Source organism: Kribbella sp. NPDC059898 (genome assembly GCF_042730855.1).
GTDB lineage: Bacteria > Actinomycetota > Actinomycetes > Propionibacteriales > Kribbellaceae > Kribbella.
Genome location: NZ_JBHWKR010000004.1, coordinates 219,923 through 242,424, shown reverse-complemented (window position 1 = coordinate 242,424; position 22,502 = coordinate 219,923). Strand labels below are relative to the sequence as shown.

22 protein-coding genes and 2 pseudogenes are annotated in these 22,502 nt (G+C 69.8%); 12 read left to right on the top strand and 12 right to left on the bottom strand.

The window, feature by feature from the left end; genetic code table 11:
- Positions 1-73: 73 nt before the first annotated feature.
- Positions 74-1,498, bottom strand: a complete 1,425-nt coding sequence (locus tag ACFV9C_RS15180) for a leucyl aminopeptidase family protein (protein ID WP_380193959.1) — start codon at positions 1,496-1,498, stop codon at positions 74-76.
- Positions 1,499-1,716: 218 nt separating this feature from the next.
- Positions 1,717-1,884, bottom strand: coding sequence for a DUF3117 domain-containing protein (locus tag ACFV9C_RS15175; RefSeq protein WP_012923066.1), 168 nt, complete (start codon positions 1,882-1,884; stop codon positions 1,717-1,719).
- 176 nt (positions 1,885-2,060) lie between these two features.
- Between ACFV9C_RS15175 and ACFV9C_RS15170 the strand changes: the two genes are divergently transcribed.
- The 5 genes and pseudogenes from ACFV9C_RS15170 (at position 2,061) to ACFV9C_RS15150 (ending at position 5,818) form a co-directional block, all read left to right on the top strand.
- Positions 2,061-2,888: a PaaX family transcriptional regulator C-terminal domain-containing protein gene (locus ACFV9C_RS15170; protein WP_380193958.1), complete on the top strand. Its 828-nt coding sequence runs from the start codon at positions 2,061-2,063 to the stop codon at positions 2,886-2,888.
- Positions 2,889-2,923: 35 nt separating this feature from the next.
- Complete coding sequence (locus ACFV9C_RS15165; RefSeq protein WP_380193956.1) at positions 2,924-3,715, top strand: enoyl-CoA hydratase/isomerase family protein; 792 nt, start codon at positions 2,924-2,926, stop codon at positions 3,713-3,715.
- Positions 3,716-3,759: 44 nt separating this feature from the next.
- Positions 3,760-4,644: pseudogene (locus tag ACFV9C_RS15160) on the top strand (alpha/beta hydrolase); the annotation flags it as partial.
- Between the two features lie 157 nt (positions 4,645-4,801).
- A pseudogene (locus ACFV9C_RS15155) lies at positions 4,802-4,894 on the top strand (hypothetical protein); the annotation flags it as partial.
- A 327-nt stretch (positions 4,895-5,221) separates the two neighbouring features.
- Positions 5,222-5,818, top strand: a complete 597-nt coding sequence (locus tag ACFV9C_RS15150) for an SBBP repeat-containing protein (protein WP_380194586.1) — start codon at positions 5,222-5,224, stop codon at positions 5,816-5,818.
- 191 nt (positions 5,819-6,009) lie between these two features.
- Here ACFV9C_RS15150 and ACFV9C_RS15145 read toward each other — a convergent pair whose 3' ends face one another.
- From ACFV9C_RS15145 to ACFV9C_RS15115, 7 genes are read right to left on the bottom strand one after another with little or no spacing between them, the layout of a single operon-like run.
- Positions 6,010-6,570, bottom strand: a complete 561-nt coding sequence (locus ACFV9C_RS15145; RefSeq protein ID WP_380193955.1) for a DNA-3-methyladenine glycosylase I — start codon at positions 6,568-6,570, stop codon at positions 6,010-6,012.
- Entirely contained in the window at positions 6,567-6,977 is a 411-nt protein-coding gene (locus tag ACFV9C_RS15140) for an SRPBCC family protein (RefSeq protein WP_380193953.1), read from the bottom strand. Before ACFV9C_RS15140 ends, ACFV9C_RS15145 begins: the two co-directional genes overlap by 4 nt.
- A 35-nt stretch (positions 6,978-7,012) precedes the next feature.
- Positions 7,013-8,173, bottom strand: coding sequence for a DivIVA domain-containing protein (locus ACFV9C_RS15135; protein ID WP_380194584.1), 1,161 nt, complete (start codon positions 8,171-8,173; stop codon positions 7,013-7,015).
- 54 nt (positions 8,174-8,227) lie between these two features.
- The gene (locus ACFV9C_RS15130) at positions 8,228-9,028 is read right to left on the bottom strand and encodes a TIGR00730 family Rossman fold protein (RefSeq protein ID WP_380193951.1); all 801 of its coding nucleotides are present in this window, start codon (positions 9,026-9,028) and stop codon (positions 8,228-8,230) included.
- Between the two features lie 37 nt (positions 9,029-9,065).
- Positions 9,066-10,133 carry a succinyl-diaminopimelate desuccinylase gene (dapE, locus tag ACFV9C_RS15125; RefSeq protein ID WP_380193949.1) on the bottom strand — a complete coding sequence of 356 codons (1,068 nt, stop codon included), beginning with the start codon at positions 10,131-10,133 and terminating at the stop codon, positions 9,066-9,068.
- On the bottom strand, positions 10,133-10,813 hold the full coding sequence (locus ACFV9C_RS15120) for a VOC family protein (protein ID WP_380193947.1): 681 nt from the start codon (positions 10,811-10,813) through the stop codon (positions 10,133-10,135). The genes dapE and ACFV9C_RS15120 overlap by 1 nt, the downstream gene beginning before the upstream one ends.
- 10 nt (positions 10,814-10,823) lie before the next feature.
- Entirely contained in the window at positions 10,824-11,420 is a 597-nt protein-coding gene (locus ACFV9C_RS15115; RefSeq protein WP_380193946.1) for a CGNR zinc finger domain-containing protein, read from the bottom strand.
- A gap of 63 nt (positions 11,421-11,483) precedes the next feature.
- Here ACFV9C_RS15115 and ACFV9C_RS15110 point away from each other — a divergent pair, with 63 nt between their 5' ends.
- On the top strand, positions 11,484-12,134 hold the full coding sequence (locus ACFV9C_RS15110) for a pyridoxal 5'-phosphate synthase (protein ID WP_380193944.1): 651 nt from the start codon (positions 11,484-11,486) through the stop codon (positions 12,132-12,134).
- Positions 12,125-12,790 (top strand): maleylpyruvate isomerase family mycothiol-dependent enzyme, encoded by a 666-nt coding sequence (locus ACFV9C_RS15105; RefSeq protein WP_380193942.1) that lies wholly within the window; start codon positions 12,125-12,127, stop codon positions 12,788-12,790. The genes ACFV9C_RS15110 and ACFV9C_RS15105 overlap by 10 nt, the downstream gene beginning before the upstream one ends.
- Before the next feature lie 159 nt (positions 12,791-12,949).
- Here ACFV9C_RS15105 and ACFV9C_RS15100 read toward each other — a convergent pair whose 3' ends face one another.
- Positions 12,950-13,327, bottom strand: coding sequence for a MerR family transcriptional regulator (locus ACFV9C_RS15100; protein WP_380193940.1), 378 nt, complete (start codon positions 13,325-13,327; stop codon positions 12,950-12,952).
- 75 nt (positions 13,328-13,402) lie between these two features.
- Here ACFV9C_RS15100 and ACFV9C_RS15095 point away from each other — a divergent pair, with 75 nt between their 5' ends.
- On the top strand, positions 13,403-14,131 hold the full coding sequence (locus ACFV9C_RS15095; RefSeq protein WP_380193938.1) for an SDR family oxidoreductase: 729 nt from the start codon (positions 13,403-13,405) through the stop codon (positions 14,129-14,131).
- A gap of 22 nt (positions 14,132-14,153) precedes the next feature.
- Here the strand turns inward: ACFV9C_RS15095 and ACFV9C_RS15090 are convergent, their stop codons facing one another.
- Positions 14,154-16,181, bottom strand: coding sequence for a DUF4185 domain-containing protein (locus ACFV9C_RS15090; RefSeq protein ID WP_380193936.1), 2,028 nt, complete (start codon positions 16,179-16,181; stop codon positions 14,154-14,156).
- Positions 16,182-16,184: 3 nt separating this feature from the next.
- The gene (locus ACFV9C_RS15085; RefSeq protein WP_380193935.1) at positions 16,185-17,210 is read right to left on the bottom strand and encodes a glycoside hydrolase family 172 protein; all 1,026 of its coding nucleotides are present in this window, start codon (positions 17,208-17,210) and stop codon (positions 16,185-16,187) included.
- A gap of 228 nt (positions 17,211-17,438) precedes the next feature.
- Here ACFV9C_RS15085 and ACFV9C_RS15080 point away from each other — a divergent pair, with 228 nt between their 5' ends.
- The 4 genes from ACFV9C_RS15080 (at position 17,439) to ACFV9C_RS15065 (ending at position 22,428) form a co-directional block, all read left to right on the top strand.
- The gene (locus ACFV9C_RS15080) at positions 17,439-18,098 is read left to right on the top strand and encodes an SIS domain-containing protein (RefSeq protein WP_380193933.1); all 660 of its coding nucleotides are present in this window, start codon (positions 17,439-17,441) and stop codon (positions 18,096-18,098) included.
- Positions 18,098-19,048 carry a ribokinase gene (locus ACFV9C_RS15075; protein WP_380193931.1) on the top strand — a complete coding sequence of 317 codons (951 nt, stop codon included), beginning with the start codon at positions 18,098-18,100 and terminating at the stop codon, positions 19,046-19,048. Before ACFV9C_RS15080 ends, ACFV9C_RS15075 begins: the two co-directional genes overlap by 1 nt.
- Before the next feature lie 69 nt (positions 19,049-19,117).
- Positions 19,118-20,119 carry a LacI family DNA-binding transcriptional regulator gene (locus tag ACFV9C_RS15070; RefSeq protein ID WP_380193930.1) on the top strand — a complete coding sequence of 334 codons (1,002 nt, stop codon included), beginning with the start codon at positions 19,118-19,120 and terminating at the stop codon, positions 20,117-20,119.
- Between the two features lie 1,304 nt (positions 20,120-21,423).
- Complete coding sequence (locus tag ACFV9C_RS15065; RefSeq protein WP_380193928.1) at positions 21,424-22,428, top strand: LacI family DNA-binding transcriptional regulator; 1,005 nt, start codon at positions 21,424-21,426, stop codon at positions 22,426-22,428.
- Positions 22,429-22,502: the final 74 nt, after the last annotated feature.

Here is a 22,502-nt window from a genome sequence, read left to right as displayed (position 1 = left end):
CAGATGCAGGGTTTGCGCCCGAGATCCTGGGCGCAAACCCTGCACCTGGGGCGTCAACCCAGCAGAGGTGCCTTCACCTGATGCCGGAGGTCGGCGCGTCGGAGGCCAGCCAGGTGCTGAGCAGCCGCGCGCCGGCGCCGGTCGCGCCGGTGGAGTACTCGAAGTTCTCGCCCGGGGACTCGGCGATCGACGACAGGTCCAGGTGCGCCCAGGGCAGGTCGCCCGCGAACGCCTTCAGGAACAGGGCCGCGGTGATCGAGCCGGGGCCCTTCGAACTGTTCACCGAGTCCGCGACCGGGGTCGAGATCAGGTCCTCGTACTCGGCCGGCAGCGGCATCCGCCACAGCTCCTCGCCGGAGATCCGGCCGGCGTCGGCGAGGTTGTCGGCGAGCGCGTCGTCGGTCGCGAACAGGCCGCCGTACAGCATCGCGCCGAGCGAGACCTTGATCGCGCCGGTCAGCGTGGCGATGTCGACGAGGACGTCCGGCTTCAGCTCCTGGACGGCGTACGCGAGCCCGTCCGCGAGCACCAGGCGCCCCTCGGCGTCGGTGTTCTTCACCTCGGTGGTGCGGCCGCCGAAGTGCCGGATCACGTCGTCCGGGCGGTACGCAGTACCCGACGGCATGTTCTCCGCCGCGCAGACCAGGCCGGTCACCCGGACGTTCGCACCGAGGTCGCGGAGCGCCGACATCGTCGCGATCACCGAGCCGCCGCCGGTCATGTCGCGCTTCATCGACACCATGCCCTCGCGCGGCTTCAGCGACAGGCCGCCGGTGTCGTACGTGATGCCCTTGCCGACCAGCACGACGTACGGCGTGTCCTTGCCGGAGCCGGCCGGGGCGTAGTCGAGCCGGATGAACCGCGGCGGGCGGGTCGAGCCCTGGCCGACCGCGAGGATCCCGCCGAACCCGTCGGCGGCCAGCTTCTGCTCGTCCCAGACCGTCGCCACCAGGCCGGTCGCCGCGGCGATCTCGGTCGCCCGCGCGGCCAGCCAGGCCGGGTCCTTCTCGTTCGACGGGGTGATCGCGAGCTGCCGCGCCAGCCAGCCGGTGCGGCCGACCACGACGCCGCGGTCCAGCACGTCCTGCCGTGCGGCGTCCGTACCGTCGGTCAGCGTCACGGTGCCGACCGCGGGCTTGCCCGGGTCGACGGTCTTCTGGGTGTACGTGAACGAGCCGAGCACCACGCCCTCCGCGAACGCCTGGAGCGCCGCGTCATCGATGCCCTCGGCAACGACGGTGGTGAGCTCGTCCTTGCCGCGGCCGAACCGGGCGATCGCCGCCCCGGCGTGTCGCAGGTCCTTCGCGCTGCCGTCACCGGCCCCGACCAGCAGGATCTCGGTCACGTCGCCGGTCAGCAGCGGGTACGCCGCCGTACTGCCGGCGGACGGCGTGAAGCCGGTCTCGCGCTGCACCTCGAGCAGCCGGCCGAGGTCGACCCCGAGCCGCTCGCCCGCCTCCTTCGCGGCGGCCGGCAACTCGTCGCCAACGAGGACCACCCAGGTCGAGGAACCGTGCACCGGCAGACCGGGCTGCCAGGTGACACCGGGAAGACTGGGGAAAGGGGACGAGCTGCTGCGGCGAGCCACTAGGACGACCTCACTGGTGTTTGATCAAAGAGAGTTGGACCACCGTAACGACCCCGGCCGGTGCCTGCGAAGGCACCCACCGGGGTCGGAGTGACAGACGGGGGCGCTGGCACCCCCGGAGGTTGTGGTCAGCCGACGACGGCCTTCAGTGCGTTGCCGAGCTCGGTCGCCTCGTCGGCGTTCAGCTCGACGACGAGCCGTCCGCCGCCCTCGAGCGGAACCCGCATCACGATCCCGCGGCCCTCCTTGGTGACCTCGAGCGGACCATCGCCCGTCCGCGGCTTCATCGCCGCCATGCGCGCACCCCTTCCCAGTGTCGGTGTTGAGCGACGACACCGCGCGGGGGACCGTGGCCGGCGCCGTTGCGGTGATGCGCCGTCGGCGCGTATCGCAGTGTTAATCGGTGTGTACCGCACCCCATTATTCCCGATCTCAGGCCAAGGCCGTGCACCATACGGCAGACTCGAGTCTTGTGCACGCCCGTTCAGCCCTTTTCGACCTGTACGGCGACCACCTGCGCGCGCGCGGCGCGCAGGCTCCGGTCGCGGCCCTCGTCCGGCTGCTCGCACCGCTGGGTGTGCATCCACCGGCCGTCCGGACCGCCGTGTCGCGGATGGTCCGGCAGGGCTGGCTGGAGCCGGTCCGGATCGAGGGACAGCCCGGATACGGTCTGACTTCCCGGGCGCGTCGCCGGCTCGACGACGCCGCCGCGCGGATCTACCGGACCGCGCCGGACGGCACCCCGGTGGTGACCGGAGCCGAAGGCCCGGGCGACTGGGACCGGCACTGGCACCTGGGCATCCTCCGCGAGGTCCCGAACGCCCGGCGCCGCGACCAGCTGGCGAGCCAACTCTCCTTCCTGGGTTGGGCTCCGCTGTCCGACGGCGCCTGGGTCGGGCTGCGCAACGACGCCGAGGTGGACCAGATCCTCGAGATGGAGGGCGTCGCCGCGGACCGGTTCCGGGCGCCGGTCGACGCCGGCGCTCCGGCCTTCGCCCGGCGGGTCTGGAAGCTGGACGAGCTCGGCGCGTCGTACGACGCCTGGCTGATAGAGGCGAAGGCGCTGGTCGACGCGGGCGGCCTGGACTGCGCCGGCACCGGCGACGAGCAGGCGTTCGCGGTCCGGTCCGAGCTGGTGCACGAATGGCGGAAGTTCCTGTTCCGGGATCCGGGGCTGCCGGACGAGCTGCTGCCGGCCGGCTGGGCCGGGACCAAGGCCGCCGCGTTCTTCGATTTCCACGCCGATCGATTGGGCCCCGCGGCCGGGCGTTTCGTCGACGACTGCCTGACGCAACACTGAAAATCCTCTTACTGACAGTCAAGGAGCTGACCACGATGAGTGATTCCGTCACGTACTCCGTCGCCGACGGGGTCGCGACCGTCACGTTGAACCGGCCGGACGCGATGAACGCGCTCGACACGCCGACCAAGGTGCTGCTCCGCGACACGATCCAGGCCGCCGCCGACGATCCCGCCGTACGCGTCGTCGTACTGACCGGGACCGGTCGGGCGTTCTGCGTCGGGCAGGACCTGAAGGAGCACATCGGTCTGCTGCAGGCCAACGACCAGGCCGCTTTGTGGAGCACGGTGCCGGACCACTACGCACCGATCGCACTGGCGCTCGCCGAGATGCCGAAGCCGGTGATCGCCGCGGTGAACGGGGTGGCCGCCGGGGCCGGCGCGTCGATGGCGTTCGCCTGCGACTTCCGGGTGGTCGCGGACACGGCCGGCTTCAACCTCGCGTTCACCGGCATCGCACTGTCCTGCGACACCGGGATCTCCTGGACGCTGCCGCGGCTGATCGGGCATGCTCGCGCGCTCGAGCTCCTGTACTTCCCGCGCACGGTTCCGGCCGCGGAGGCGTTGGACCTCGGCCTGGCGACGTCCGTCGTACCGGCTGCCGAGCTTGCGCGGACAGTGGCCGAGCTGGCGGGGAAGCTCGCCGTCGGACCGACTGTCGCGTACGGCGCGGTCCGGCAGTCGCTCGGCTACTCGGCGAGTCACACGCTCGCGGAGGCGCTCGCCTTCGAGGCCGGCAAGATGCAGGAGACCGGCGCCACCGAGGACCACCACAACGCCGTCGCCTCGTTCGTCGCGAAGCAGAAGCCCACTTTCCACGGCCGGTGAACGAAGGCTTGTAATCGTTTACGTAAGCGATTACAAACAGCCGTGTGAGGAAACTGCTGCCGCCTGTCCTGACCGCTGCCACGCTGGTCGGGAGTCTCGTCGTCCCCGGATCCAGCGCCGCCCCCGCTGCTGAGCCCGGGACCATCAAGTCCGCCGCCGTCCGGTCCGCGACGCTCGGTGAGGACATCAACTACAACGTCTACCTCCCGGCCGGGTACGACGCGTCCACGCGGCGCTACCCGGTGATCTACCTGCTGCACGGCCGCGGCGACTCGATGAGCGCGTGGACCCAGGTGAAGAGCCGCCTGGACGAACTGATCGGCAGCGGTGAGATCCCGCCCGCGATCGCGGTCATGCCGGACGCGCCGTGGAGCAGCCGGGCGAGCTGGTACGTCGACTCGGCGTACCAGGGCACCGACCCGGGCCGCCCGGTGGAGACCGCGTTCTTCAAGGACCTGGTGCCGCAGATCGACGCGACGTACCGGACGATCGCCGACCGGACCGGGCGCGCGATCGCCGGGTACTCGATGGGCGGCGCCGGCGCGCTGCGCTACACGCTGGCGCACCCGGACGTGTTCGGCGCGGGCATCGTGCTCAGCCCGGCCGTGTACTTCCCGTTGCCGCCAGGCGATTCCAGTACCCGCGATTTCGGTGCCTTCGGCAAGGGTAAGGACCCGTTCGTCGAGGCGACGTACCTGAGGCTGAACTGGCCGGCGGCGCTGAAGTCGTTCGCCGCGAGCGGGCAGCAGTCGCATCTGTTCATCGCGGTCGGCGACGACGAGTACAAGAACCCGAAGGCGATCGACGCCACCCACGACCTCGACTTCGAGGCGCACCTCGTGTACAACCAGGCGTCCCGGGTGCCGAACCTGACCTCGGAGTTCCGCGTCGTCGACGGCGGGCACGACTGGGACGTGTGGGGGCCGACGTTCGCCGAGGGCGCGAAGTACGTCTTCCAGTACCTCGGGAAGCCGCCGGCCACGCCGATGCAGGCCGAGATCACCGACCTCGGCGGCGACGACCCGCGCGGGCGGGATCGCAACCGATGCCTCAGGCAACGTTTACCAGGCGGCCGCGGGCGCGGACGTGTCGCTGACGAAGTACGGCCCGGACGGCTCGCGTTCGTGGACGCGGACGCTCGGGTCGGCAGGGACGGACCGCGCGTACGGCGTTGCCGTGGACGCCGACGGGCGGGTCGTGGTGACCGGGTACACGAACGGCGACCTGGACGGGGCGCATCCGGGGAACAGCACCGACGACGCGTTCGTGGCGCAGTACGACGGCGACGGGAATCGGCGCTGGCTGACGCAGTTCGGCGTACCAGGGGTGGCGGATCGCAGCTATTCGGTGGCTGTCGACGGGACGGACGTGTACGTCGGCGGTTATACGAAGGGCGCTCTGGGTGGGGCGAACCAAGGCGACAAGGACACGTTCGTCGCGCGGTACGACGGCGACGGGAAGCAGGTGTGGTTGTGGCAGAACGGCGGCGCGGGCGAGGACAAAGGCATGGCGGTCGCGGTGTCGGGCGGTTCGGTGTACCTGGGCGGGATGACGGGCGGCACCGACGGGCTGCTTGCGCGCTACTCGGCCGCAGGTGAAGCGGTGTGGACCAAGCAGATCGGTACGTCGGAGTCCGACGAGGTGTGGGCGCTCGCGGCAGATCCGTCGGGCGGGGTGTACCTGACCGGGTACACGGCCGGCGACTTCGCGCGGACACTGATCGGCGACAAGGACATCGTCGTCGCGCGCGCGGACGCGGACGGCGTACTGACCTGGCGCGACCAGTTCGGGACGACCGGGAACGACAAGGGCGCCGCGATCGCTGTGGACACAGGCGGTTCGCTGTACGTCGGCGGGTTCACGGACGGCGCGCTGGAGACGCCGCTCGGCAGGTTCGACGGCGTGCTCGCGAAGTACTCGCCGGATCACGCGCGCGGCTGGACGCGGCAGTTCGGCACCGCGGACGACGACGCCGCGGACGCTTATGCGGAAGCGAACCTGTACCTCAGCACTACCGCGGACGGCGTGCAGTTGAGTGGGCTGACCGCAACCGATGTGTTCCGGACCGGCTTCACCGCGGACGGTACGAACAAACACCCGTAACACGTTTGGTGGGCTCCACGACCGCGTTCCGGCCGGGCGAGTCACGGCCGGACAACCACCTGACAGTCGGGGAGCCCGCTGAACACCACATCACGTTCTGTGCCCGGAACACAACTCGTTCAGCCGTTTGTCTTTGGGAATCGGCAAAAAGCCTTATGCAGTTGCCGTTTGCAGATGCACGTGCACGAGATTCAGCGTGCGATGCAGGTTTTCAGGTGGTCGTTGACGATGCCGGTGGCCTGCATCAGCGCGTACGCCGTGGTCGGTCCGACGAACACGAAACCGTGCTTCTTGAGTGCCTTCGACATCGCCACCGACTCGGGTGTGGTCGCCGGTACGTCGGCGAGGGTCCTCGGCGCCTTGTGCTTCGCGGGCTTGAACGACCAGAGCAGCTCGGTGAACTCGCCGTCCGCCAGGTCGAGCAGGGCGCGCGCGTTCGAGATCGTCGCGTTGATCTTCAACCGGTTCCGGACGATGCCAGGATCGGCCATCAGCCGGTCGAAGTCGGCGTCGCCGTACTTCGCGATCGTCTCCGGGTCGAACCGCGCGAACGCCGTCCGGAAGTTCTCGCGTTTGCGGAGGATCGTGATCCAGGACAGCCCGGACTGGAACCCCTCGAGCGTCATCCGCTCGAACAGGCCGACGTCGTTCCGGATCTCCTTGCCCCACTCGGTGTCGTGGTACTCGATGTACTCCGGGGCCGACGTCGCCCATCCGCACCGCTGCTGCCCGTCCGGGCCTGCCACCGTCACTGGACCTCCTGCACGAGCCGGCGGAGCGAGATCCGCATCATGAGTTCGAACGCCGGCCGCACGACCGGCCAGGCCAGCACCCCGAGCCGCCCGAACGGCGGCACGACGTCCTCGGACCAGGTGAACGTACTGCCGGCCGTGGCTGGGCCGACGGTGAACGTTCCGGTGCCGCGGACGATCTTGCCGAGGTGCTTCACCGTGCACTCGCGCGGTGGATCCCAGTGCGTGATGACCATGTCGTCAGTGAACCCGACGCCACCGACAGAAGTGCGCGCCGCGACTCCCCCGCCCACACCGGACCCGCCGTTCGCGGTCGTCCACACCCGGGTGAACACCATCCAGCGCGACTGCCGCTCCCAGTCCGTCACCACCGCCCACGCCACCTCCGGCGCCAGCCCCAACTCCACCGACGCCTCAGCGTGACAACTCCCCGAAGCACTCATCAGCTGGGCCGCTGATAAGCCCCTTCGCCCTCCTGCCCCGACGGCGGCCAGAACCGCCACCCTTCCTCACCCTCAACCGCCTCGCCCCCGGCCGAGCCAGCCGTGCCGTCTGCCGCCTGCCCGTTGGCCGACCCAGGCTGTGCGTCACCGGCCGGTCCGTTGGCCGACTGCTGCTCCTCGGCGTCCGCCTGCTGGGCGTCCTGCGCTGGGCCTGCCTGTTGCTGGGGCTGCTGCTCGGTTTGAGGTGCCGGCTGGGCGGTCCAGTGCGTCGCACTCGCGTTTCCATCAGAAGCAGTCGGCTGACTGAGCTTCAACTGGTCGTACTGCTGCGCCGGAGTCAGCGGCGCCTGCGACGGCTTCTGCGCGGCCTGGTGGTAAGCATCCGGCGAAGGCTGGTACGGCGGCGGCTGTGGGGCGGGGGTACGGCGGGGGGTCACCGGCTGGGACTGGGCTTCCAGTACAGCGCGTGCTTCCGCCTGCAGGCGCTCGTACTCGTCCGCGGCCACCTGGCTCGCCCGCGGCAACTCCCGCGTCTCCGGCTCGTCATCCGCCGCAGGGTCCGACGTATCTGCAGCTACTTCCGCGGGAGCAGCTGTCTCACCACCAGCGGACGCACCAGCCGCGGTGCCTTCCGGCGTGCCGGCGCTCGCCGTACCTGTGGTGTTGTCGTCCGGCGTGCCGGTGGCAGCTGCCGCCGTTGGCTCGTCCGGCTCGCCGGCCGTGGAGGTCGCGTCGGCGGCGGCCAGCGGAACTGTGGGGTCGGCGGCCTGGTCCGGAAAGTCGCCGCCGACGAGGATGGGTTTCTGGGTGCCGGTGTCGTCGAACTCGGGGGTGCGGTACGGGTTCGACGTGAAGCCGTGGCCCTCGGGGGACTCGACGATCGGCGCGACGGCACGTTCGAGGTCGGCGATCCGGCGGTCGCGTTCGGCGACCTCCTTCGCGACGCGTTCGAGCAGCGTGTCGACCTCGTCCATCCGGTAGCCGCGCACCCCGACCGCGAACCTGGCCGACTCGATGTCGGTCGAGGTCAGCGCCTGCCGCGCAGGCACGGTCATGTCGGGACGGTCGTCGTACGCCGTACTCATGGCACCCCAACGCCCCGAGGCCACTACCGCGACAGCCCCGATCAACAGCACCACGATCAGCCCGAAGAACCACATCACGGGACCGATCGTGCCATGCCGCCCGAGTCACCCGCACAATCACCCAGGATTTCAGCTCCCGTCGCGGGCTGTGGCGGCTTCGTCGGCGGCGGCGTCGGCCAGTTCGCCGGCCTTGACGATGTAGCTGATCGCCTCGTCGACGTCGTCGGTGACCACGAACATGTCGAGGTCGGCGGCGGAGATCTTCCCGTCCTCGAGCATCGTCGTCCGCAGCCAGTCGACCAGGCCGCCCCAATACGACGTACCGAACAGCACGACCGGGAACGACGTGACCTTCCGGGTCTGCGCCAGCGTGAGCGCCTCGAACAGCTCGTCCAGCGTGCCGAACCCGCCCGGCATCACCACGAACCCCTGGGCGTACTTCACGAACATCGTCTTCCGGGTGAAGAAGTACCGGAAGTTCATCCCGATGTCGACCCACTCGTTCATGCCGTTCTCGAACGGCAGCTCGATGCCGAGCCCGACCGACACGCCGCCGGCCTCGGACGCGCCCTTGTTCGCGGCCTCCATCACGCCCGGCCCGCCGCCGGTGATCACGGCGTACCCGGCGTCGACGAGTTTCCGGCCGAACTCCTCCGCGGCGGCGTACATCGGGTCGTCCGGCTTGGTCCGCGCCGACCCGAACACGCTGATCGCGGACCCGAGCTCGGCCAGCATCCCGAAGCCCTCGATGAACTCCGACTGGATCCGCAGCACCCGCCACGGGTCGGTGTGCACCCAGTCCGACGGCCCGCGGCTGTCCAGCAGCCGCTGCTCGGAGGTGGATTGCTGCACCTGCTTGCGCCGCATCGTGACCGGCCCGCGCTGCTGCTGGCCGACCGGACGGTCGGGGTGGATCGATGGTTCTGACATGCCTCCAGATTATTGCCTGACCGGTAACCGGTCCTGCTCATCCGCGGTCTGTCAACCAAGTCCTCAGCCGCTGTTCACACAGCTCGATCTCGGCCTCCGGCACGAATTCGTCCTGTTTGTGCGCGTACAGCGGGTCGCCCGGCCCGTAGTTCACCGCCGGTACGCCGAGCAGCGTGAACCGCGCCACGTCCGTCCACCCGAACTTCGGCCGCGGGTCCCCGCCCACCACCTGCAGGAACGCCGCCGCGGCCGGCCGCTCCAGCCCGGGCAGTCCGCCGGGCGCCGAGTCCGTGACGACCACGTCGTACCCCTCGAACACCTCCCGCAGGTGCGCCTCGGCCTCCGCCTCCGACCGGCTCGGCGCGAACCGGTAGTTGACGGTCACCGTGCACAGGTCCGGTACGACGTTCCCCGCGACGCCGCCGCTGATCGCGACCGCGTTCAGCCCCTCGCGGTACTCGAGCCCGTCGATCGGCACCCGGCGCGGCTCGTACGCCTGCAGCCGGGCGAGCACCTCGCCGGCGGCGTGGATCGCGTTCGACCCCATCCACGAGCGGGCCGAGTGCGCGCGCTCGCCGCGGGTGCTGACCTCGATCCGCATCGTGCCCTGGCAGCCGGCCTCGACGACCGCGTTCGACGGCTCCATCACGACCGCGAACACGCCTTCGAGCAGCTCGGGGTTGGAGCGCGTCAGTTTGTACAGCCCGTTCCGCTCGGCCTCGATCTCCTCGCAGTCGTAGAAGACGTAGGTGACGTCCCGGTTCGGCGCGTCGAGGGTCGCAGCGAGGCGGAGAGCGACCGCGACGCCGCCCTTCATGTCGCAGGCGCCGAGGCCGTGGATCAGCCCGTCGGCGCGGCGGGCCGGGAGGTTGTCGTTGAGCGGCACGGTGTCGAGGTGACCGGCGAGGACGACCCGCTCGTCGCGACCGAGGTCCGTCCGCGCGACGACCGTGTTGCCGTGCCGGAACACCTTCAGGTGCGGGTACGCCGAAAGGGCCTTCTCCACCTTGTCGGCGAGCTTCTCCTCGGTACCGCTGACCGAGGAGACGTTGACGAGCGCCTCCGTCAGATCGGGTGCACTGGTAGTGAGATCAAGCTTGGTCATCAGGCCTCCGGGGGCAGGAACACGCAGAACTCGTTGCCTTCGGGGTCGGCGCAGACGTGCCAGCCGATCTCGCTGTCCCGGGGCCGGAGCAGTGTCGCACCCGCGTCGAGGACCGGCCGCAGCGCGGGTGCGGTGACGTCCCAGTGCACGCGGTTCTTCACGGTCTTCGGCTCCGGGACGGGGACGAACACCCAGTACGGGAACGGGAGGCCGGGGACGTTCTCAAGCCAGTACCACGGGTGTTCCGGCGTACTCGCGACCTCGCCGCCGACCGCGTCCGCCCACCAGTGCGCCTGCCGCTCCGGGTCGGCCGAGTCCACCACCAGCTCCATCAGCCGGTACGCCGGGTCGGTGTCGCGGACGAATCCGCAGAACTCGCCGCCTTCCGGGTCCGTCAGTACGTTCCAGTGCTGCTGGTCGGACTGCGGGATCTGTACGGTCGCGCCGGCCGCCTCCAGGTCCGCGACGGCGCCGGTGTGCACGTCCAGGTGAACGCGGTTCTTCACAGTCTTCGGCTCCGGGACCTGGCACATCCAGACGGTCTTCTCCGGTACGTCGCCGACCAGCATGTTCGGGTTGTCGGCGGGCGCGGTGAGGCCGATCACCCGCCCCCAGAACGCGGCCATCTCACTCGGACAGGCGACGTCCACACACAGGTCCTTGAACCGCGCCACAGTCATAACGCCAAGGCTATCCGGCGGTCCGCTTCCGGTAGTGGCGGTTCACCCGCTCGCGGTTCCCGCACGCGGGCGAGCACCAGGTCTGCCGCGGGTCGTCCTGCAGGAAGTACTTCACACACCGCGCCGCCGGACACGCCCGCAACCTGGTGCGATCCGGCCCGGTCAAGAACTCGATCGCCGACCGCCCGACCGCGCCACCGAGCAGTTCCACCGGGTCGTCGGTCGCGTAGGCCCACCTTGTACTCGGCGCCTCGTCCCACTCCAGGTAGGTCACTCCCAACCGCCCCGCCGCCTCGTTCACCATCCGCAGTGCCTCGTGCGGATCCATCAACCGATCCGCATCAGCCTTGGACGGCGCCCCCGGCGCAACCGCCCGCGCGAACAACGCCCGTACCGCCCTCCTGATCCGCACCAACTCACGCCACACCCTGCACTCGTCCAGGGTGGGGAGGATTTCTGCCCCGATCGGGGGCAAAAACTTCCCCAAGTCGGTTGGGCAATCACGCAGCCAGGCGGCCGTCTGCTCCGGTGTCGAGAGGAGGTCGGCGATGCCGCCGTGGCCGTCGTGCTTGATGGTGGCGGCCAGGGCGAAGGCCAGGGTGGTCATCTGGTGATACTAATGGGAAAACATGTTGCTGCCATGTGAATACCTGTCCTAGGGTCTCGGAGCGTGACCGACCTTCGTACCCGGCTGCGCGCCGTACCGACGCTCACCGGGACCCCACCAGGCTGGGACCTGTCGACCGCCCCGGACGCACCGCACGAGCTGTTCGTCGACTGGCTGCTGGCCGCGATCGACCACCCGGTCGCCGAGCCGTGCGCCGCGACCCTCTCGACGGTCCGCCCCGACGGCCGGCCGAACGCGCGGGTGCTGATCCTCAAGGACGTCACCCCGGACGGCTGGCAGTTCGCGTCGACGTCGACGAGCCGGAAGGGCCAGGAGCTGACGACCTCGCCGTACGCCGCGCTGACCTTCTACTGGATCCCGCTCGGCCGGCAGGTCCGCGTGTCGGGGCGGGTCGTGCCCGCGTCGGCCGAGGACTCCGCGCGCGACTTCCTGCTGCGGCCGGTCGCGGCCCGGGCGGAGGCGCTGGTCGGCAAGCAGAGCGCCGTACTCACGGATCGCTCGGACATCGACGCCGCGGTCAAGGAACAGCAGGACCGGATCGCGCTCGACCCGGACCTGGTCGCGCCGAACTGGACCCTGTACACGCTGCACGCGGACGAGGTGGAGTTCTGGCAGGCCGACCCGGACCGCCGGCACGTACGTCTGCGGTACACCCTCGACGACACCTGGACGAAGGAGCTCCTGTGGCCCTGAACGACGTACACGCGATCGCCGACCAGCTGCTCGCGCTCACCGCGGACCTCGACGACCCGACCGCCCGCGGCGAGTCGGTGCTGCCCGGGTGGTCCCGCGGTCACGTGATCACGCACCTCGCGTACTTCTCCGAGGCGATGACCCGCCAGGTCGAGGAAGCCCTCCAGGGCCGGCTCGTCGAGGTGTACGACGGCGGCCGCCCCGCCCGCGACGCCGCCATCGAAGCCGGCGCCGACCGCCCAGCCGCCGAGCTCAAGTCCCACCTGACGCAGGCGGTCACCGCCCTGCTCGCCTCCTGGGACAAGGTCAGCCCGACGGACTGGCCCCTCCCCATCCTGCACCGCAACAGCAACCTCTCCGCCGGCCTCCAGGCGACCTGGCGCGAGCTCACCATCCACACCTCAGACCTCGACCTAGGCGTAACCCCCGCCACCTGGCCCGACGACTTCTGCCTCCACCTGCTCGACTTCCTCCGCCCCCGCACCCCCGACAACACCCACCTGATCCTCCAGTCCCCGGAAACCACCTGGGACAACGGCACCGGCGCCGAGGTCCTCCTCACCGGCCCCCTGACCTCCCTCACCGCCTGGTATGCCGGCCGCCCCACCCCAACCCCCATCACAGGCCCCCTCCCCGACCTCCTTCCCTGGCCGTAAGTGCACATCACCGCCGCACCGGGCCCGGCTACGCGGCCACCAGGAAGTTCTACCGAGCTGTGGGCTTCCGTTCGCTCGAGGAACTGCAAGGGTTCTGGGGAAGCAACCCCTGTCTGCTCATGGTCATGACACTGTGACGTCGTCTGCCTGGATCCAGCCCTACGGGTGGTTGTCCGTGATGGTGATGACTTCGTCGAGGCGGTCCAGGGCGGCCTGTAGGTCGTCGACCTTGGACTGGATGCGGTCGCGCTCGGCTCGCAGCATGGCTCGCTGCTCGGCATCGGTGTGCCCGGAGTCCCAGCACGGAAGGAGTTCCGCGATCCTCCGGCTGCTCAGGCCGGCGGCGTACATCTGCTGGATGAAGCGCACCAGGGTGACAGCGTCCTGCCGGTACAGGCGCTGGCCGGACGGGCTGCGCTCCGCGACAAGCAGCCCCTGCTGCTCGTAGTAGCGCACGGCGCGCACCGAGACGCCGGCACCCCGCGCCACCTCGCCGATGCGGACCAGCCGCTCGGCCGAGGTCTCCGTGACAGTCATGGTGATGCCTCTCACTCCGATCTTGACGACCGACACTTGCCTCTGACGTCAACGTCAGGTTTTAGCGTACCGGACATGGATATCAACGACTCGGTCGCTCTCGTCACCGGAGCCAACCGCGGCCTGGGCCGCGCCTTCGCCCAGCGCCTGCTCGAACGCGGCGCTCGCAAGGTCTACGCGACGGCACGCCGGCCGGAGACCGTGGATCTGCCCGGGGTCGAGGTGCTGCCGCTCGACATCGCCGATCCCGCCTCCGTGCGGGCCGCCGCCGAGGCTGCCCCTGACGTCTCCCTGCTCGTCAACAACGCGGGCATCCAGACCGGTACCGATCTGGTGACCGGCTCACTGACCGCGGTGCGGCTCGAACTGGAAACCAATGTGCTCGGCCACCTGGGCATGATCCGGGAGTTCGCGCCGGCGCTCGCCAGGAACGGCGGCGGCGCGATCGTGAACGTCCTCTCCGCCATGTCGTGGTTCGGGACGAAGGGAGCCAACGCCTACCATCTGACGAAGGCCGCCGCGTGGGCCATGACCAACGGCGTCCGCCTGGAGCTCGCGGACCAAGGCACGCTCGTCACCGCGGTGCACCTCGGCCTGGCCGACACCGACATGTCCGCGGGCTGGCCAGTGGACAAGCTCGCGCCGTCGGACCTGGCCGACGCGGCGCTCGACGGTATCGAGGCGGGCTCCGCCGAAGTCCTCGCCGACCAGTGGAGCCGGGATGTCAAGCGCCGGCTGCCGCTGACGCCGGAAGAGTTCAACGCCGCGATGGACCGCGCCCTCGCGGCGCTGACGGCAGCCTGAGCAGCCGGGTCTCTCCGGCACCTCAGCTCACAGTGAAGTCGTCGACCTGGATCCAGGTGTCTTTGTTGGGGGCGTTGAAGCCGGCGTAGACGGTGAGTTCGTGGACGCCTGGTGGGACCTTGACGGTGACCTCGTGGTGGACGTAGCCCGTGCCGGCGCCGAACGTCGTGCTCGCCACATCAGTGGTGCCGTTACGGACGCCGAAGCGGCCCTGGTCAGTGGGGAGGTTGGCCGAGGCGTTGATCCAGGAGCCGAAGGTGTACGTCGTCCCAGGAACGACCGGAACGCTCTGGTAGAGGTCACTGAAACCCGTGCAGGTACAGCGGATCCAGCCGTTGTTGGCGCCGGAGTGGGCGAAACCCAGGCCACGGTCGACGCCGTTGGCCGCCGTACCTTCGAAGAGCCAGGCCGGCTTACCACCGCCCGTCCCCTCGAACCCACCGTCCGCGACCTGCGACACATACCGCACCGCCAGCTCCGACACCGTCGTGTACGACCGCGTCCCACCCGGCAGCCCGATCACCCGCACCCCATCCGTCTCCTGCGTCGGGAACGTGATCGTGTACGTCGTGTTCGCCCCGGCCGAGGCATCACCCGGGTACGCCGGCGACACCGTCTGCGAACCGACCTCGACCCACTCCCCGTCGCGACGAACCTGCACCCGCGGCCGCCCGGTGAAGTACCCGCCCTGAGCAGACACCGCCCCCGACGTGAACTCCACGTTGTTCACCTTGTGCCGCGCCGGCCACTCGTACCCCCACCACGAAGCGCCCTTCACCTCGTCGTCGAAGTCCGACTCGCTCCCCGTCCGCGCCCCGTCGTTCATCAGCGCGAGACTCCCCGACTGCGACGACTTGGAGATCGCCACACCGTCAGCCGCGAGGTTGTCCGACCCGGGCAGGTTGGCAGCAGGGGTATCGACCGACGGCGTCAGCACCAGCTTGCGCAGGTTGAAGTTGTACACCGACGTCCCGATCCCACCCCCGCCGCACGGGCACACGTTGGCCTGGATGTACATCGTCTTACCGTCTGGCTGGACGAACTTCGACGGGATCGTCACGCCGTACCCGCCGTACTTCGACGTCGACCACGGATACCCGCCGAAGTCCTTCGACAGGAAGTGCTTCCACGGACCCCACGGTGTCGGCGACTCGTAGAACTCGAAGGTGTACTCGGTCCACGACGTGTAGACATATCGCTTCTGCGCCGGCAGGTACGTGACACCGCCCTGACTGATCACGCTGAGGTTCGACGCGTTCGCGCCGTACGTCTGCGCGTACAACCGCCGCGTGTCCGTCAGCACCGGCTTCCGGTCAGCGAGCTTCGGCGACCACCCGGACCCGGTGTAGAACTTCCACGCGCTCCGGTTCTGCACCTCGTCCTTGGGCACCCGCGCCAGGAACACCGACTGCGGATCCGCGACCGTGTCGTCGAACGAGTCCCGCCAGTTCCCGTCCAGGCCGTAGGCGTAGACATAACCATCAGGAGCCAACGCACCACCGCGCCCGAAGTCCGCGAACCAGATCGTCGTGAACTCGTGGTTCGAGAACATCGGCCGGGACTTGTCCCACGTCCAGGTGCGCCCGTGGTCGGTCGACTTCAGGATCGTCGCCGCCGGTACGTCGTTGAAGTCCAGCGCGAGGTCCTGCACAGCGAGGTACAGCGTGTCCCCCACGCACACCATCCCGGTCGGCTTCCGGTTGTACCCGGCCCCGCTCCAGATCTGACCGACCTGGTCGCCCTTCGAGATCGTTGCCCCGGACAAGTTTCCGGGCGTGCCGTCGATCTCGCTGACCGCGACGTCCGCGAAGGCCCCGTCGGTGCTGAAGCCCTTGCCGTCGCCGTTCGCGGCGTACAGCTTGTCGTTGCCGGCCCAGCACGACGGCCAGAGATCGCCGTCGCTGTTGCTCGGCGTGCCCTTCGACTCGACCTGGACGGTGCCGATCGGTGTGGTCGCGGGCGTCGGGGAGGGGGTGGCGGAGGATTGGGTGAGCAGTGCCGCCGTTCCGAAGACCAGCGGCAGGACAGCGAGCAGAGCCCCACGCTTCATGAGCTATCCCTTCAGGGTTTGGTACCAGTACGCGACCGACGACCAGTCGTCGCTGCGCTTGTTCGCGTGCCCGTGCTCGATGGTCACGCGGATGGAGGTGAAGAACGTGATCGGATCCTCGATGTGGAAGCGGTACAGCGAGATCTCGCCGCTCCAGTTGGGTCCGCCGGGCAGCGTGATGCCGTGGTACGGCGCGGAGTACGCCTCGCTCGGGCACCACGCGGTGTTGAAGTAGTCCTCGGTCCCCGTGCCGTGCAGCGTCGGCGGGAACGGCTCGCCGTCGATGAAGATCATGTCGTCGCCCTCGCCGTACCAGTTCCACTCGGGCGACTCGCGCAGGTTCCGGATGCTCACCACGCACCCGACGTAGTGCCCCTTCCCTTCGGTGTCGAGGACGACGTAGTTCCCGTCGCCGGTCAGGTTGGTGCCTTCGACCTGGTACTGCCGCAGCGTCTCGGCGCCCTGCTCGACCCCGTCGGTCGGGTGCTGCCGGTGGTACGACGCGTGGAAGTACCCGAGCCCGTCCTGTACGCCGTCGTACAGCTCGTAGTCCACGTAGTAGTAGAAGAACACCGGCGCCGCCGTCAGCTCCGAGACGATCTCGACCCGGGCCCGGGAGGCGAACGGCATGTGGAACCAGCAGTTGAAGCCCTTCCCGTCCTGCGGGCTCATCTGCAGCGGCGCGGACACGAAGTTCACGGTCTTCCCGTGTCCGACGCCGAAGAAGTCGCCGAGCGGCACGAGCACGCTCGGCTGATCGGAGTCCTCCCACGTGATCCGGAGGATCAGCTTCCGCAGGTAGTCCCCGTCCGCCTCGTCCGGCCCCCACGGACTGTCCCGCGCGACCGTGCACCAGATGTGGTTGATCGAGCCCGGCCCTTCGATGTCCGCCAGTACGGCGGTCTCGCCCGGGCGGATCGTCAACCGGTCGTCGTTGCCGCCGGTGCGGTCCCAGCTGGACGCCCGGCGGCGCTTGGAGTCCCGCAGCCGCGGCAGGTCACGCAGACTGCTCCCGTAGTCGCCGTACATAGGAGGCCTTTCCCGTCAGCCCGGCAGCAGTCAGCTCGAAGGGCAATCGATTTCTCGCAATCTACGAGCGCCCATCCAGGCCGGTCAAGGGCCGCCGGGGTGACGATGTGATCAACTCTGCCGATTCCCGCGTGCACACAGGGTTTTGTGCTGGCCGTAGACGTTGACACCGGCTCATCCCACTGCCTAATCTGCGGAAATCGATTTCTGAGATGAGAGGCGCTGGGGATGCCAGTTGTGCCGAACCGTGCGTCCGCCCACCGCACGGCCGACGAGCTGTCCAGGGACCTGGTGGCACGGGGGCTGCAGGCGGCGCGAGACGCCATCGAGACCGAAGCAGCGGCCGTGTCCGCACTCGCCGACCGGCTGGACGGAGTCTTCCTGGAGGTGCTGACAGCGGTCGCCCGGTGCGAAGGTCACCTGGTGGTGACCGGCCTGGGCAAGTCGGGTCTGGTCGGGCGGAAGATCGCCGCGACCCTGGCGAGTACCGGTACGCCGGCCACGTTCATCCACTCCGGCGACGCGCTGCACGGCGACTCCGGTGCGGTCACGTCGCGGGACCTCGTACTGGCGCTGTCCGCGTCCGGCGAGACCGCCGAGGTGGTCGCGTTCGCCCGGATGCTGCGCGAACGGCAGATCCCGGTGATCGCGATGACCGGGCGCGAGGAGTCCACCCTCGCCCAGCTGGCGACGTACACGCTGGACACGATGGTGCTGCGTGAGGCCGATCCGCTGAACCTCGCGCCGACCGCGTCCACCACCGCCTCGCTCGCGATGGGCGACGCGCTGGCGTGCGCGCTCGTCGTACTGCGGGAGTTCAGCCACCAGGACTTCGCGCAGTTCCACCCGTCCGGTGCCCTCGGCAAGCGCCTGTCGGAGGAGTCTTGATGAACGACGTCTGTGTGCTCGGGTCGTTCATGAAGGATCTGGTCGCGTCCGCGGAACGGCGGCCGTTGCCGGGCGAGACGTTGCACGGCACCGGGTTCGCGGAGCACCTCGGCGGGAAGGGCGTGAACCAGGCGATCGCGGCGGCCCGGATGGGCGCCCGGACGGCGATCGTCGGCACGATCGGCGAGGACCGGTACGGCGAGGAGTTCCTCGAACTGCTCCGGTCCAACGGCGTCGACACGTCCTGGGTCGTCCGGCACCCGTCGCTCGGGACCGGCGTCGGGCTGCCCCTGGTACTGCCCGACGGCGGGAACTCGATCATCATCGTGTCCCGCGCGAACGCCGCGATCACCGCCGTCGAGGTCGAGGCCGCGCGCGACATCCTGACCGGCAGCAAGGTACTCAGCGTGCAGCTCGAACTCCCGGTCGAGGCGAGCCACGCCGCCCTCCGGCTCGCCTCGGCCGCGGGCGTCACCACGATCCTCACCCCGGCCCCGGTCGGGCCGATCGACCCGGCGCTGGCGACGTACGTCGACATCCTGGTGCCGAACGAGGTCGAGGCCGCGGCGCTCACCGGGCTGGACTGCGACGACGAGTCGCAGGTCCCGATGATCGCCCGCAAACTCGCCGAGGACTGGGACCTGCGCGGCTGCGTCGTCACGCTCGGGGCGCGCGGCGCGTACGTCCTCGACCGGGCCGGCAGCTTCGAGGAACGGATCGCGCCGTACACCGTCGACACCATCGACACCGTCGGCGCCGGCGACGCCTTCTGCGGCTCCCTCGCCGCCTCACTGGCCGCCGGAGCCCCGCTCGTCGACGCCGTCCGCCTCGCCAACGCCGCCGGCGCCCTCTCCACCACCGTCAACGGCGCCGCCGCCTCCGCCCCCACCCACGCCGCCGCCCTCACCCTGCTCCAGAGCACCACACCCACAACTCCCCGTTCTCCATGAGATCCTGTGGGCGGGATCGGGGTTAGAGTGCGATCCAGACGACCATCGGATCTCCAGCGGGGAGCGGGTATGACGACGATCTACGACGTCGCGCGTAGGTCGGGGGTGTCGCCGGCGACGGTGTCGCGGGTGCTGAGCGGGCGGCGCAACGTCGACCCCGAGCTGTCCGAGAAGGTCCGCGCGGCGGTCGCCGAACTCGGGTACCGGCCGAACGGCGTGGCCCGGAACCTGCGGAAGTCCTCCACGAACCTGTGGGCGGTCGTCATCTCGGACATCGAGAACCCGTTCTTCACCTCGCTGGTCCGCGGGCTCGAGGATGTCGCGCAGACCGAGGGATACCACGTCGTCCTGTGCAACTCCGACGAGGACCCGGCGAAGGAAGCGGCGTACGCCTCGGCGGTGCTGACCGACCAGATGGCCGGGGTGGTGATCTCGCCGACCTCCACCGCGGAGGGCGTGCAACTGCTCGCGGACGCGAAGATCCCGCTGGTGATGATCGACCGGCGGGTCGAGGGCGTCGAGGCGGACACGGTGCTGGTCGACAACGAGCACGGGGCCTTCGAAGGCGTCAAGCATTTGATCGACGGCGGGTACCGGCGGATCGCGTGCATCACCGGTCCGCGGAAGGTGTCGACGGCAATGGACCGGCTCGCCGGGTACCGGTCGGCGCTACGGGCGGGTGGGATCCGGTACGACAAGGACCTGGTGCGCCACGCCGACTTCCGCGAGGCGGGTGGGTACGCCGCGATGGAGAGCCTGCTGGAGCTGGCGGATCCGCCCGAGGCGCTGTTCGCCACCAACAACCTGATGACCGTCGGCGCGCTGGAATGTCTGGCCCGCAAGGGGCTCCGCGCACCCGACGACATCGCCCTGGTCGGCTTCGACGACATCCCGTGGGCGGACCTGGTGATCCCGAGCCTGACAACGGTCGCCCAGCCCACATACGAACTCGGCCGCACCGCCGGCATGCTCCTCAAGGACCGCACCACCGCCCCCGGCCGCCCACCCTCCACCGTCACCCTCCGCACCGAACTCCACATCCGAGCCACCTCCGCCCCCAAAAAGAACTAACCCAAAGGACACCGCTCCGCGGCGGCTCATCTATCGGCCCCCTCCGGCGGCGCGCGGGAAGGTACCACCGGGCGCAGGCACCGGCGCCAAGCAAACGCCCACCGTAGACGGGACCAAGCCGACCCGCCCGCAGCAACCACGCGCAAGGGAACGCAAAGCGGACACCGCTCCGCGGCGACAGCCCGTCGGCCGCCCCCGGCGGCGTGCACGGGCAGGTGCTACCGGGCGCAAGCACCGTCGCCAAGCGACCTCCTCCGCGGGTGGGGCGAGGTACCCCGCGCGCATCCCCGGGGTAGGCAGGGCGGACACGGCGACTCACATGTCTACCGCGTCCGGCGGCGCGCGGGAAGGTGCTAACGGGCGGAGGCGCCGGCGCCGAGTGACTTGCTCCGCGGGTAGACCCCGCCCGCAGCAACCACCCCGGGACAGGTAGAGCGGACACCGCTACACGGCGGCTCATCTGTTGGCCGCCTTCGGCGGCGTGCGCGGGACGTACTCCCGGGCGAAGGCGCCGGCGCCAAGCGGAACGCCGCTTCAAGCCCGAGCCGACACCACCCGGCCGCACCAACCGCCCCGAACCCCGAGCCGAACCCCGAGCCGAAACCGTCCCGCGGCAGCAACCGTCCGCGAGACCAGCGCGGACGTCGCTTGCAGCTGTTGGCCGGCTTCGGTGGCGTGTTGGAAGGCACCACCGGGCGAGGTGGTCGCGCCGAGCACGCGCCTCTCCACGAACATCGACAGGACTGGTGGCGCCGCCCGCCGAGTCGTGGGAGGTGGTTGTGATTTGGCAGCCGTACCTCACGACTCGGCAGGTGCTGCGGGAGCCGATCGGCACGACTCGGCGGGGAACGGGCCAGGGGTCAGCGGGGCGGATGCCCGCCGCCGGTGTCCGGCCGGGAGCCCGGCGTGGGTGGCCAGCGCGGGTGGCCAGCGCGGGTAGCCGACGCGGGTGGCCAGCGCGGGTAGCCGACGCGGGTAGCCGACGCGGGTAGCCAGCGCGGGTAGCCAGCGCGGGTGGTTGGGCGGGTGGTTGGGCGGGTGGTTGGGCGGGTGGTTGGGCGGGTGGTTGGGCGGGTGGTTGGGCGGGTGGTTGGGCGGCTGAGGTGACGGGGTGGTGGTGGGCGACCGGTGTTGGTGGTGGGGAGGTCGGTGTTCGTCTGGAAGGCGAGTGCCGTTGCCGTGCAGAGGACGGACCCGCCAGGTGCTCGTCGCCTATCCGAAATACCGTGGCGCGGTCAGCTGTCGTCGTACTCTGCTGGGATGGACGGAGCTGCGATGTCAACGTTGACATTACAATGCAGGGTATGAGTGAAACTCCGCGGCGGCCGCGGCTCGAGGATGTGGCGGCGACTACCGGTGTCAGTATCAAGACGGTGTCGCGGGCGCTGCGTGGGGATCCTAAGGTGCGGGAGTCGACGCGGCAGCGGATCGTGGCGGAGGCGGATCGGCTCGGCGTACAGCTGAACGACGTCGCGGCGGGGTTGCGGCGGAAGAACCAGGCGATGACGTCGATCGGGGTCACGCTCGGCGACTGTACGAATCCGTTCTTCGCGCCGATGCTGCGCGGGATCCACTCGGTCGCCTCGGAGCGCGGGTACCTCGTCCTGACCGCCGACGCGCAGAACGACCCGGAGCTGGAGCACCGGGCGATCCGGTCGTTCTTCGCTCACCGGGTCGCGGGGCTGATCATCGCGCCGGTCGGGAACGACCTCGGGTATCTGGCGAACGAGGCGCGCTTCGGATCCGCGATCGTGTTCGTCGACTCCCCTCCCCCGGGCCTCGGTGAGTCGATGGACTCGGTTACCACCACCAACGCGGCCAGCACCCGCGCCGGAATCGAGCACTTGCTCGCGAAAGGCCGCCGGCGGATCGCGTACCTCGGGCACCCGCGCAGCGGCAGCGGTGCCGAGGAACGCTGGGCCGGGTACGTCGCCGCGCTCGGCGCCGCCGGGATCGCCGTCGACCCGGCGCTCGTCCGGGACAACCTGGTCAGTGAGGACGACGCCCGGCGCGCCGCCGACGACCTGCTCCCGTCGGCCGCGCCGGACGCGGTGTTCGTCGACAACAACCGGCTCTGCACCGGGCTGCTGCAGTCGCAGGCGTTCGCGAACCGCCGGATCGACACGGTTTGCTTCGACCGCTTCGAACTGGCGGCGGCGTTCGGCGTCTCGGTGATCGACAGCGACCCGTACGACGTCGGCCGCGCCGGCGCGCAGCTCCTCTTCGACCGCCTCGCCGACCCGACCCGTGCCCCGCAGCGCCTGGAGGTGCCGGCCCGCCTCGTCGTCAACGACGCCCCGACGTACTAGCAATGGGGTGGTGGGGGGGGCCAGGACAAGTGTGGTAGAGTCCCCCCAGGAGAGAAAAAAACGGGAGACAGGGC